This is a genomic window from Massilia paldalensis (assembly GCF_044901715.1).
In the GTDB taxonomy this organism is placed as follows: Bacteria; Pseudomonadota; Gammaproteobacteria; order Burkholderiales; family Burkholderiaceae_D; genus Telluria; species Telluria paldalensis.
The window spans coordinates 101,546-114,184 of the sequence record NZ_JBJCIU010000001.1 but is presented as its reverse complement, the minus strand read 5'-3'; the positions used below and the strand labels follow the sequence as shown (position 1 = coordinate 114,184).

The window sequence follows — 12,639 nt, the reverse complement described above, 5'->3', positions numbered from 1 at the left end:
ATGGCAATGAGTGTCGGCTCCGATTCCGGAGATGATGATGCCGTGATGTCAGAGATCAACACGACGCCGCTCGTCGACATCATGTTGGTTCTTCTGATCATCTTCCTGATCACCAGCCCGGTCGTCCTGAAGTTGAAGACGGTGAATCTGCCGGCCGAAACGAACCAGGTCACCAAGACCAAGCCGGAAGACATCAACATCACGGTGACTTCCGAAGGCGAGATGTACTGGAACCAGACCCACATCGCGAACACGGATGAACTGTTCAAGTTCTTCGCGGAGCAGTCGGTCAAGGTGCCACAACCGGCAGTCAAAGTTCGTGGCGACCAGACTACCCGCTACGAAGCGATCGGCCGGGTGATCTATACGGCACAGCGTGCTGGGGTGCAGAAGGTCGGTTTCGTGATCGAACCGCCGGACAAGGGCTGATCGCCCTTCCGGGCTCATCCCTTCGGTAGCGCCGGGTTCGCCCGGCGCTACCGCGCTCCCCCAACATTTGAAAAGGAAACACCATGGGTATGAACGTAGGTTCAGGCTCCGCCAAGGGAGCCGATCCGGAACCGATGATGGAAATGAACATGACGCCGCTGATCGACGTCCTGCTCGTTCTCATCATTATGATGATCATCACGATTCCGAAGCAAAACCACTCGGTCAATCTGAACATGCCGGTTGGCACCCCGCCGCCGCAGACGGAGAAGCCGCAAGTGGTGACGATCGACGTGGACTTCGACGGCACCATCCTCTGGGATGGCGAAACGATCCCGGATCGTCCGACCCTGGAAGCCAAGATGAACAGCATCGCCGCGATGCCCAACCAGCCGGAAGTGCACCTGCGCCCCAACAAGCTGGTCGAGTACAAGGTGGTGGCTGGCGTCATGGCGACGGCACAGCGCCTGGGCGTTACCAAGATCGGTATGGTCGGTAACGAACAGTTCCAGTAATACGCTTTGGCTATAATGAACACGGCAGGGTTTCCCTGCCGTGTCTATTTTTAAGAGAGATATTCGCTAATGTCCAAGTTCCGCCTCGCACACCTCGGCCTCGCACTGGCCGCACTCGGATTCACCGCTGCCGCCCCTGTCGTGGGCCTGGCCCCGGCATACGCGGCTGAAACCCTCCGCGCCGAAGTCGGCAAACCGCTGCAGCAAGCCCAGCAACAGATGAAAGCGGGCAAGAACAAGGAAGCCCTGGCAACGCTGCGCCAGCTGGACAGCGTGGGCAACAAGTCCGCCAACGAACAGTACCTGATCGAGCGCACCCGTGCCGGTGCCGCCTCGGCCGCAGGTGACTACGATGCCGCCGCCAAGTCCTTCGAATTCCTGATCGGTTCGGGCAAGCTGTCGGCTGCAGAAAAAGCCCAGTTCTCGGAAGGCCTGATCGGCATCTACATGCGTGCCGGCGACCTGAACAAGGCCAATGCCGCCATCGAACGCCAGCTGAAGGAAAAGAACGATCCCAAGCTGCGTGCCTACCTGATGCAGAACTACTACAAGCAGGGCAACGTCGCCGCGCTCGAGAACGAACTGCGCAACGCCGAGAAGAGCGGCCGCCTGTCGGAAGACGAGCTCGGCATGCTGGCAAACATCCAGCTCAAGAAGGGCGACAAGGTCGGCTACGTGAACACCATCGAGAAGCTGGCCGCCAACTATCCGAAGGCCCAGTACTGGACCGACTTGCTGAACCGCGTGCAAGGCAAGCCGGGCTTCGCCAGTGGCCGCCTGTCGGTGGACGTCTATCGCCTGAAACTCGCCAACAACCTGCTCAAGAAGCCGAGCGAGTACATGGAAATGGCCCAGCTGGTGCTCCAGGCCAAGGCTCCGGCCGAAGCCGTCAAGATCATCGACAAGGGCTACAAGGCCGGCGCCCTGGGTACCGGTCCCGACGCCGAACGCCACAAGCGCCTGAAGGACCTGGCCGACAAGACGCTGAGCGAACAGACCAAGAACGCCGCCGCTACCGAAGCCGAGCTGACCAAGCTGGGCGACAACGATGCGCTCGTCGGCCTCGGCTACGCCCTGGTGCAAGCCGGCCAGACCGACAAGGGCCTGAAGCTGATGGAAACGGCGTCGAAGGCAGCGAACCTGAAGTATCCGGAAGATGCCAAGCTGCGCCTGGGCGAGGCCTATGCCGCCGCCGGCAAGAAGCAGCAAGCCATCAGCACGCTCAAGACCGTGGGCGGCAAGGATGGCGCGGCCGACCTGGCCCGCTACTTCATCATGGCGATCAACAAGCCGGCAGCGTAATTCAAACAGCCACCGCTTGACGCCGTCGTCCCTGCGCAGGCAGGGACCCAATTTTAGAGCAGCAATGACGCTCACTGAAATTGGGTCCCCGCCTCCGCAGGGACGACGTTTTTGGGCTTTGCCAGGCATGTGGATATGCAATACCCCACTTGCCGTATAATCTGGTATTTCGCCAGAAGCACGAACATCGAATGAAGGTATTCCGCGGACTTCCCAACGACCGGGCGCGCGCGCCATGCGCACTCACGATCGGCAACTTCGACGGTGTCCATCGCGGACACCAGGCGCTGTTGGCCAACGTGACGGCGGCCGCACGCCGGCTTGGGCTGGAATCCGCCGTGATGACGTTCGAACCGCATCCACGCGAGTATTTCGCCCGCCGCAGCGGCGACCTGTCCAAGGCGCCGGCGCGCATCGCCAACCTGCGCGACAAGCTCGAATCGCTGGACAACGCGGGCGTCGACCGCGTCATCGTCGAACACTTCAACGAACATTTCGCGGCCATGTCGCCGCAGGACTTCACGGAGCGGGTGCTGGTCGAAGGCCTGCACGTGAAATGGCTGATGGTGGGCGAGGATTTCTGCTACGGCGCCCGGCGCGCCGGCAACGTCGCCCTGCTGGCCGAAGCGGGCAAGCGCCACGGCTTCGAAGTGCATAGCCTGCCCACCGTGCTGCACGACGCGACCCGCATCTCGTCCTCGGCCGTGCGCGCCGCCCTGGCCGCCGCCGACTTCGACGCGACCCGCGCCCTGCTCGGCCACCCGTATGCCATGTCCGGCCACGTGATCCACGGGGCCAAGCTGGGCCGCACGCTCGGATTTCCCACGCTGAACCTGCGCGTGGCGCACCGCCCTGCCCTGGCCGGCATCTTCGTCGTGCAGGTGCACGGCCTGGCCGACCGGCCGCTGCCGGCCGTCGCCAGCCTGGGCGTGCGCCCGACCGTCGAGGACGCTGGACGCATGCTGCTCGAAGTGCACATCTTCGACTGGAACCAATCCTGCTACGGCAAGCTGGTCCGCGTCGAATTCCTGGCCAAGCTGCGCGACGAGGAAAAATACGTCGACCTGCCCACCCTCACGGCCGCGATCGAGCAGGATGCACGCCAGGCGCGCGCCTGGTTCGCACGGCGCGACGGCGCAACCACCGCCACCGACCGAATTTGAACGTGGCCACCCCGGCCGCCCTCCCGTGCGCGGCCGCACATCCCGTCAAGAACAACAGCAGCCCACCTTAGAAGAACCATTATGTCCGATACGAAACCAGGCAAGCAGGGCAAGCAAGGCGCCCAGAAACCCGACAGCAAATACCCGGTCAACATGACCGACACCCCGTTCCCGATGCGCGGCGACCTCGCCAAGCGCGAACCGGGCTGGGTCAAGCAATGGCAGGACAAGAAGATCTACGAGCGCGTGCGCAAGGCCGCCGCCGGCCGTCCGAAATTCATCCTGCACGACGGTCCGCCGTACGCCAACGGCGACATCCACCTGGGCCACGCCGTCAACAAGATCTTGAAGGACATGGTCGTCAAGTCGCGCACCATGGCCGGCTTCGACGCGCCCTATGTGCCGGGCTGGGATTGCCACGGCATGCCGATCGAGATCCAGATCGAAAAGCAGTTCGGCAAAAATCTTCCCACTGCCGAAGTCCTTCAGAAAGCGCGCGCCTACGCGCTCGAGCAGATCGACCGCCAGCGCGCCGGCTTCATCCGCCTGGGCGTGCTGGGCGAATGGGACAATCCCTACATGACCATGGCCTACGGTAACGAGGCCGACGAGCTGCGCGCCCTCGGCACGCTGCTGGAAAAGGGTTACGTGTACCGCGGCCTGAAGCCCGTGAACTGGTGCTTCGACTGCGGCTCGGCGCTGGCCGAGGCGGAAGTCGAATACCAGGACAAGCGCGATCCGGCGATCGACGTCGGCTTCCCGTTCGCGGAACCGGACAAACTGGCGCAGGCGTTCGGCCTGGCGCAGCTGCCGGAAGGCGACGGCTTCATCGTGATCTGGACCACGACCCCGTGGACGATCCCGTCGAACCAGGCGCTGAACGTGCATCCGGAAGTGACCTACGCGCTGGTCAAGACGGAGAAGGACGGCAAGCCGCTGCTGCTGATCGTCGCCAAGGACCTCGCCGAGAGCGTGCTGCAGCGCTACAAGCTGGAAGGCAGCGTCGTCGCCGAGACCGTGGGCGCGAAGCTGGAAGGCATCCGCTTCAAGCATCCGCTGCACCGGGCCGACGCCTTCTACGACCGTACCTCGCCCGTGTACACGGCCGACTACGTGACGACCGACAGCGGCACCGGCGTCGTCCACTCGGCCCCCGCCTACGGCCTGGAAGACTTCCAGTCGTGCAAGTCGCACGGCATGAAGGACGAGGACATCCTGAAGCCCGTGATGGGCGACGGCCGCTTCGCCTCGACGCTGACCCTGTTCGGCGGCATGACGATCTGGGAAGCGAGCAAGCCGATCTGCGCCGCGCTGACGGACGCGGGCGCCCTGTTCGAGCTGAAGATGTTCGACCACAGCTATATGCACTGCTGGCGCCACAAGACCCCGATCGTCTACCGCGCCACCAGCCAGTGGTTCGCCGGCATGGACGTCACCCCGAAGGATGGCGGCGCCACGCTGCGCGAGACGGCGCTGGCCGGCATCGAGCAGACGCAGTTCTTCCCGGACTGGGGCCAGGCGCGCCTGCACGGCATGATCGCCAACCGTCCGGACTGGACCCTGTCGCGCCAGCGCCAGTGGGGCGTGCCGATGGCCTTCTTCATCCACAAGGAAACGGGCGAGCTGCACCCGCGCACCCCGGAACTGCTGGAGCAGGTGGCCAAGCTGATCGAGGCGAACGGCATCGACGCCTGGCACAAGCTGGACGCGCGCGAACTCCTGGGCGACGACGCCGACATCTATGAAAAGAACCGCGACACGCTGGACGTGTGGTTCGATTCCGGCACCACCCACCAGACCGTGCTGCGCGGCTCGCACAAGGAGCAGCTGGCGTTCCCGGCCGACCTGTACCTGGAAGGCTCGGACCAGCACCGCGGCTGGTTCCACTCGTCGCTGCTGACCTCGTCGATGCTCAACGGCCGCCCGCCGTACAAGGCGCTGCTGACGCACGGCTTCACCGTCGACGAGAACGGCAAGAAGATGTCGAAGTCGCTGGGCAACACGCTGGCGCCGCAGAAAATCTCCGACACGCTGGGCGCCGACATCCTGCGCCTGTGGGTGGCGTCGACCGACTACACGGGCGAGCTGTCGATCGGCGAGGAAATCCTGAAACGCGTGACGGAATCGTACCGCCGCATCCGCAACACGCTGCGCTTCCTGCTGGCGAACACCTCGGACTTCGATCCGGCGGTCAACGCCGTGCCGGTCGACCAGCTGCTCGAGATCGACCGCTACGCGCTGGCCGAGACGGCGCGGCTGCAGGCCGACGTGGCCGCCCACTTCGAGCGCTACGAGTTCCACCCGGTGGTGGCGCGCCTGCAGAACTTCTGTTCGGAAGACCTGGGCGGCTTCTACCTCGACATCCTGAAGGACCGTCTGTACACGACGGGCGTCGACTCCGTCGCGCGCCGCTCGGCCCAGACCGCGCTGTGGCACATCGCGCACAGCCTGCTGCGCGTGATGGCGCCGATCCTGTCCTTCACCGCCGAGGAAGCCTGGGCCGTGTTCGCCGGCGAGAAGGCGTTCGCCGACAGCGACGAGACCATCTTCACGCAGACGCTGTGGGCGTTCCCGGAGATCGCCGACGCCGCCGCGCTGCTGGAGAAGTACACGCTGCTGCGCGCCGTGCGCGCCGACGTCACCAAGCAGCTCGAGGAAGTGCGCGCCTCCGGTGCGATCGGTTCCTCGCTGCAGGCCGAGCTGGCACTGAAGGCCGCAGGCGCCAAGTACGCCGCGCTGGCGAGCCTGGACGACGACCTGAAGTTCGTGTTCATCACCTCGGCCGCCAGCGTCGAGCAGGTGGCGGATGCGGAACAGGAAGCCGTGGCCGTGACGCCGTCGGAAGCCGCGAAGTGCGAGCGCTGCTGGCACTACCGCCGCGACGTCGGGCATGACCCCGCGCATCCGGGCCTGTGCGGCCGTTGCACGAGCAACCTGTTCGGCAGCGGGGAACCGCGCCGCTTCGCGTAAGCGATACCCGGGCCGGCCCGCGCGGATGCATTCCGGCGGGCCGTTTCTTCCTTCAACCTCATCGCCATGGCCACCAAAAAGAAACCGACGTTCTCCGCCGTCTCATCGCGCGCCAGCCTGACGCCGTGGATCGGCATCGCCTTCATCGTGATCCTGCTGGACCAGATCAGCAAGCTCACCATCGTCCGCACCTTCGTGCTGGGCGAGGAAAAGACCATCACGGGCTTCTTCAACCTCGTGCTCGCCTATAACCGCGGCGCCGCCTTCAGCTTCCTGTCGAACCAGGGCGGCTGGCAGCGCTACTTCTTTACCGCCATCGCCATCGCCGCGGTCGTCTTCATCCTCTACCTGCTGCGCAAGCACGCGGGGCAGCGCATGTTCTGCTGGGCCCTGGCCCTGATCATGGGCGGCGCCCTCGGCAACCTGATCGACCGCCTGGCCTACGGCCACGTGATCGACTTCCTGGATTTCCACCTGTCCGGCGTCGGCCATTTCCCGGCCTTCAATATCGCCGACAGCGCCATCACCATCGGCGCGATTCTTTTCATCGTCGATGAACTGCGGCGGGTAAATAAAAACTGAGTAAACACTGAGCAAGCACTGAACACTCGAATCGAGGGAGGAGGGAAACCATGACCATGGACCTGAAGGGCAAGAAGATCGTCCTGGGCCTGTCCGGCGGCGTCGCCTGCTACAAGGCGGCGGAACTGTGCCGCGCCCTCGTCAAGGAAGGCGCCGGCGTGCAGGTCGTGATGACCGAGGCGGCCACCCACTTCATCGGCACGGTGACCATGCAGGCACTGTCCGGCCGCAACGTCTACACGGACCAGTGGGACGGGCGCATTCCCAACAACATGGCCCACATCGACCTGACCCGCGATGCCGACGCCATCCTGGTCGCCCCCTGCTCCGCCGACTTCCTGTTCAAGCTGGCCCACGGCGCCACCGACGACCTGCTGTCCACGCTGTGCCTGGCCCGGCCGAACCACGTGCCGCTGCTGGTGGCACCGGCGATGAACGTCGAGATGTGGGACAAGCCGGCCACCCAACGCAACGTGGCGCAGTTGCGCGAGGACGGCATCTGGATCCTCGGCCCCGCCGCCGGCTCGCAAGCCTGCGGCGAGACGGGCATGGGACGCATGCTCGAACCGCACGAGGTGATGGAAGAGCTGATCGCCTCGTTCCAGCCCAAGCTGCTGGCCGGCAAGCGCGTACTGATCACGGCCGGCCCGACCTACGAGGCCATCGATCCGGTGCGCGGCATCACCAACCGCTCGTCGGGCAAGATGGGCTATGCGGTGGCGCGCGCCGCGCGCGAAGCGGGCGCCGAGGTCACGCTCGTGTCCGGCCCGACCGCCCTCGACACGCCCCACGGCGTGCGCCGCATCGACGTCACCAGCGCGCAGCAGATGCTGGACGCCGTGATGGCCGCCGTGCCGGGCCAGCACGTGTTCATCGGCGTGGCCGCCGTGGCCGACTGGCGCGTCGAGAATGCGAGCGAACACAAGATCAAGAAGGATGGCAGCGGCCATGCGCCGCAACTGTCGTTCGCACAGAATCCGGACATCCTGGCCACCGTCGCCGCCACCACCTCGCTGAACGGCTGGCCGTACTGCGTCGGCTTTGCCGCGGAGTCGGACAACCTGATCGAATACGGCGCCGTCAAGCGCGAGAAGAAAGGCATTCCCCTCCTCGTCGGCAATATCGGCCCGCAGACGTTCGGCCAGGACGAGAATGCCATCGTGCTGTTCGACGAAAGCGGCCATACGGTGCTGCCGCAGGCGCCCAAGCTGGAACTGGCGCGCCAGCTCGTTTCCGAGATTGCCAAGCGCCTGGAGCAACGCTCGCTGCTGGCCTGACCGGCCGCGTGCCGGTCTTCCTGCGGTCTGCCTGGGCGTCGTCCTAGTGACGCGCCGACTTGATCCAGTGCACTTGTCGCTGCAGGAGGAACCGCAGGTAGACCGGTATTTTCCACAGTAGATAGCCAATCCCGAGGCACAAATCCCACAAGCTGAGCTGCTGGCGTCCGAATTTCCACCAGCTGAGCAGGAGCGTGCCCCCCATCAGGCACAGCAGCACGGTCGCGATGGCGAACGGCAGCGCGGCGCCGTGCCAGAAATACGAGAATGCCGCGACAGCCCAGACCGCCCCGAGCGCCAGCAGGAACAGCGCCAGCGGCGGCACCATCAGGTCGAGCGCCAATGCTGCCAGCGCGAGATTGCGCATGCGGATGCCGCGCCATAGCACGGCAGGAGCGGTCTTCAATAGCACCGCAAGATGGCCGTGCTCCCAACGGTAGCGTTGCGACTTGAGTCCTTCCTTCGAACGGGGAAAGAAACTCGTTACCAGCGCATCGGGGCAGAACTTGGGCGCGGCGCCCCGTTCCGCCAGCTCGATGCCGAGCACGATATCTTCGACGAGATTGCCGTTGGCCAGCCCCGCGGTGCTGATCATTCCCCATGGAAAAGCCATGCCGCTTCCCATGAGTTGACAGGGAAGCCCGAGCCGATGGCATCCCAGCGGGCGCACGCGGTTGCGCACCGCCCAGGCAAAGCCGGCGATACGTCCCATGATCCCGGCACCGAAGGGAGGCAGCATCATGTACAGTGCCTGTGCGGGGCAGCCCGTCGCGCTGGCCTGCCGCGCCAGGATATTGATGGCCCCCTCGCCGACATGGCAATCCGCGTCGACGACGATGACCACCTGCGGCGGCGAGGCACTCAAAAAACGTATGCCATGATCGAGCGCATACCCCTTCGCCCGCTTTTCCGTGTCGTGCCGCACGCAGACCAGCGCGCCGCAGGCGATGGCAACATCCGCCGTGGCATCCGTGCAGTTGTCGGCGACGACCAGCAAGCGGTCGCCGTCCTCGAGCTGGGACTGGATCGACATGAGCGTGTCCTTGATGCCCTCCGCTTCGTCATGGGCGGGTACCAGCACGGCAATCGAGGGCCGCGCCGTGCGGCTGCGCTTCATTCTCGTTGCCTTGACGACGGCCGCCGTCGCCTGGACAAACAAGAGTCCCGTCATCGCCGCCATCGGCAGGAGTACCACGAGGAGCACGGTTTCCAGGATGAGGTCCATGGTTCACCCTCCGATCGCGTGCTTGCGCTCGCCCACGACCTGGCCAAAATGCCCCACCAGTTTCCTCGTTTCGCTGGCGATGTCGTGGCGCTCGAGGACGACCTGCTGCGCAGAGTTTCCCATCCTTTCGATCTCGGCAGGCGACGCGCTCAGGCAGCGCTCCATTGCCGCCGCCAGCGCTTCCGTGCAGCCGGACGGCACCAGCCACCCATTGACCCCTGCGGACACCAGCTCGGGAATGCCGGCGACATACGTCGACAGCACGGGACGGCGCAGTGCCATGGCCTCCATGATCGCCACCGGCAAGCCTTCGGCCAGGCTCGGCAACACCAACGCCGTCGCCTTCAGCAACTCGTCGCGAATCCCGGTACTGCTGAGCCATCCCGTAATCGTGACGTGGTCGCCGAGTTCGCGCGCCGCGATCTCGCGTTCCAGCTCTGCCCGCAACTCGCCGTCGCCGGCCATCACCAAGTGGAAGGCCACGCCGCGACGAACGAGCATCTCGGCAGCGCGAATCAACAATAGCTGTCCCTTCTGTTCGCACAGGCGTCCGACGCAGACGAGGCGCCGTTCGGCCGGCCTTAGCGGCGGCACGTGGGCATGGAAACCGGGCTCCAATCCGCAATGCACGACCTTGACCTTGTTCCAGTCCCCGGGGTCGATCCACCGATACAGCTGACCGCGACCGAAGGAACTGACCGCCACCACGAAGGCGCTGCGCCTCACCTTCGTCACCAGCCCGATCGATCCGGCCTTGTCGAACTCCTCGGGACCGTGTGCGGTAAAACTGTAGGTCCGCCCGCTAAGGCAGCATGCAAGCATCGCGACTTCCGCCGAATTCGTTCCGAAATGGGCATGCATATGATGCACGTTTCGCCGCTTCAGGACGTCCGCGACGGCGCAGGCTTCCACCAGGTAGAAGCAATGCACGGCGAAGGCCCTGCTGGAGTGGCGGGCCATCTTCACCACCAGCGCCAAGGCCTGCAGCATGCGCCAGGGGCTGGAGAGGAAGGCCATGCACCAGCCCGCACACAAGCGCAACAGGCCCAGCTTCTGGATATAGAAGGTCCTCTCCGATTCCCGCCGGTCCGCATCGTCGACGATCGTCCCGGCCCAGCCCAGCAAGGCGATACGTACTACGTCCACACCGGAACGTTCAAGCTCCAGGATTTCCCTCCGAATAAAGCTGTGACTTACAGCAGGATATTGGTTGACCAGATAGGCAATCCGCATCGGCTCCACGTCCTTGTTCATCATGGTTTTCGGAAATGAAAAAGAGTTTATTGCAACATATACTGCTCAGCGGCTTTTAAAAGATAAAGAGTGCCAAAGCTCATCTCTTATCTCGGCTCAAGCAAAATTTGATAAGTTGCTACGATATATTTCTTATTGTTATTTTTAGTTCCCCGACATATCGAAAAATGCTTATTTATTTCCACAGATATGCGCCATATTTTTTAGAATATTTCCCATGAACGTTTGATATTCCCATAGTCATTATTTATGCATATCGAATGGAAATAGTTAATTCCAATCAAATGACTGTGAACTTTTTCCTTAAAGCAGCACTCTTAAGTACTCCTTTTCACGAAGCAGTTTCCTTAAGGAGTCTTCAGTGCTCAATATCAATCCGGGTTCTTCTCATGCCAGGCTCGCGGCCGTTACCTGCTCTGCCGCGCTTGCTACCCTTCTCACGGCCTGCGGCGGCGGCAGCGGCGATGCAGCCAATCCCGCCCAAGCAGCGACGACGCAGACACAACTGGCTGCCACGGTCACATCATCGGCAACCGCCTCCTGGACGCAATGCGCTGTCGAAGACGGCCAGTGCAACCTCTCCGGCAGCAACCAGGTACGATATGGCCTGGACACGAAGTGGGTCACCAAAACGCTCACGGGTCCGGTCGCCTGCAATAACGCCACCTTCGGCGACCCTTATCCGGGCGTCGACAAGGTCTGCCAATACATACCGGCAAGTGCTACGCCGACACCGGCACCGACGACCACCTGGACGCGTTGCGCTACAGAAGGCGGTACCTGCACGGTGCCCGGCACCCGGAACGTGCGCTACGGCCTGAACGGCAGGTACGCGACCAAGACCGTGACCGGCTCCGTCGCCTGCACGAACGGTGCATTCGGTGACCCCTACCCGGGCGTCGACAAGGTATGCGACTACGCATCCACCAGCACTTCGCCAACGCCAACGCCAACGCCAACCCCGACGCCCACTCCGACTCCGACTCCGGCGCCGGGTGCGCTGCCGACGGATTCGATCTTCGCGTCGAACAGCTTCTGGTACAAACCCATCCCGTCTTCCGTCACGCTGCATGCGAATTCGGCCAACTATGTCAAGGAATTCCTGCGCCAGAAAGCCGCCTACTACGGCACGGTCACCATCAATACCTACTCGTATGCGAGCCCCCTGTACGTGGCGCCCGCAGGTACCCCGACCAAGACCGTGAAGGTCTGGGATTGCCAGGGCAAGGGCTATCTCGACGCCAATCTGGCATCGCAATGGACTGCCGTACCCATCCCCGCCAATGCGCAGGCATCGACCGGCACCGATGGTGAGATGACGATCTATCAGCCGTCGTCGAACACCATGTGGGAATTCTGGCAAGCCAAGAATTCTGGTGGACAATGGCAAGCCTGCTGGGGCGGTCGACTGCAGAACACTGCGTCCAGCGCCGGCATCTGGCCCTACCCGTACGGCACCACTGCGACCGGCCTGCCCTTCGTCGGCGGCCAGGTGACTGCCGAAGAACTGAAACGCGGCGAAATCCGACACGTGATCGGCATTGCTCTGGTCGATCTCGAACAGTCGGGCATCTTCTCGTGGCCGGCCAACCGCTCCGACGGATACAACCCGAACAATGCGGCAAACCGTATTCCGGAAGGTACCCGTTTCCGCCTGGACCCGACCGTGAACGTCGATGCACTCAATATGTCTCCTGCGGCCAAGACGATTGCGAAAGCGGCACAGAAATACGGCTTCGTCGTATGGGATAAAGCTGGCGCCATTTCGATCCGCGCCCAGAATGCAGTCTCGTACACCGCGCAAGGTCAAGGCGACCCGTACCCGAGCCTGTACGGCAACCGCGCCGAGTATGCAGTGCTTGATGGCTTCCCCTGGGATCGCCTGCAGTTCCTGCCGAAAGACTATGGCAGGCAGTAAGCGT

10 protein-coding genes are annotated in these 12,639 nt (G+C 63.5%); 8 read left to right on the top strand and 2 right to left on the bottom strand.

Features of this window, described 5'->3' with window-relative positions; translation table 11 throughout:
• The 7 genes from ACI1V7_RS00515 (at position 1) to coaBC (ending at position 8,238) form a co-directional block, all read left to right on the top strand.
• Positions 1 to 429, top strand: coding sequence for an ExbD/TolR family protein (locus tag ACI1V7_RS00515; protein ID WP_404529842.1), 429 nt, complete (start codon positions 1 to 3; stop codon positions 427 to 429).
• Between the two features lie 83 nt (positions 430 to 512).
• A complete protein-coding gene (locus ACI1V7_RS00510; RefSeq protein WP_290411835.1) occupies positions 513 to 944 on the top strand; it encodes an ExbD/TolR family protein in 432 nt (143 codons plus the stop codon).
• Positions 945 to 1,013: 69 nt separating this feature from the next.
• On the top strand, positions 1,014 to 2,246 hold the full coding sequence (locus tag ACI1V7_RS00505) for a tetratricopeptide repeat protein (RefSeq protein ID WP_404529841.1): 1,233 nt from the start codon (positions 1,014 to 1,016) through the stop codon (positions 2,244 to 2,246).
• Between the two features lie 191 nt (positions 2,247 to 2,437).
• The gene (locus ACI1V7_RS00500; RefSeq protein ID WP_404529840.1) at positions 2,438 to 3,409 is read left to right on the top strand and encodes a bifunctional riboflavin kinase/FAD synthetase; all 972 of its coding nucleotides are present in this window, start codon (positions 2,438 to 2,440) and stop codon (positions 3,407 to 3,409) included.
• Positions 3,410 to 3,490: 81 nt separating this feature from the next.
• On the top strand, positions 3,491 to 6,379 hold the full coding sequence (gene ileS / locus ACI1V7_RS00495) for an isoleucine--tRNA ligase (RefSeq protein WP_404529839.1): 2,889 nt from the start codon (positions 3,491 to 3,493) through the stop codon (positions 6,377 to 6,379).
• A 66-nt stretch (positions 6,380 to 6,445) separates the two neighbouring features.
• On the top strand, positions 6,446 to 6,961 hold the full coding sequence (lspA, locus tag ACI1V7_RS00490; RefSeq protein WP_404529838.1) for a signal peptidase II: 516 nt from the start codon (positions 6,446 to 6,448) through the stop codon (positions 6,959 to 6,961).
• Positions 6,962 to 7,017: 56 nt separating this feature from the next.
• Positions 7,018 to 8,238, top strand: coding sequence for a bifunctional phosphopantothenoylcysteine decarboxylase/phosphopantothenate--cysteine ligase CoaBC (gene coaBC / locus ACI1V7_RS00485; protein WP_404531513.1), 1,221 nt, complete (start codon positions 7,018 to 7,020; stop codon positions 8,236 to 8,238).
• A 43-nt stretch (positions 8,239 to 8,281) separates the two neighbouring features.
• Here coaBC and ACI1V7_RS00480 read toward each other — a convergent pair whose 3' ends face one another.
• Together ACI1V7_RS00480 and ACI1V7_RS00475 are read right to left on the bottom strand one after the other, a co-directional pair.
• Entirely contained in the window at positions 8,282 to 9,463 is a 1,182-nt protein-coding gene (locus tag ACI1V7_RS00480; protein WP_404529837.1) for a glycosyltransferase family 2 protein, read from the bottom strand.
• 3 nt (positions 9,464 to 9,466) lie between these two features.
• Entirely contained in the window at positions 9,467 to 10,696 is a 1,230-nt protein-coding gene (locus ACI1V7_RS00475) for a glycosyltransferase (RefSeq protein WP_425593024.1), read from the bottom strand.
• Positions 10,697 to 11,078: 382 nt separating this feature from the next.
• On the opposite strand from ACI1V7_RS00475, the gene ACI1V7_RS00470 reads away from it, so the two are divergent.
• Positions 11,079 to 12,635, top strand: a complete 1,557-nt coding sequence (locus ACI1V7_RS00470; RefSeq protein ID WP_404529835.1) for a hypothetical protein — start codon at positions 11,079 to 11,081, stop codon at positions 12,633 to 12,635.
• Positions 12,636 to 12,639 lie beyond the last annotated feature (4 nt).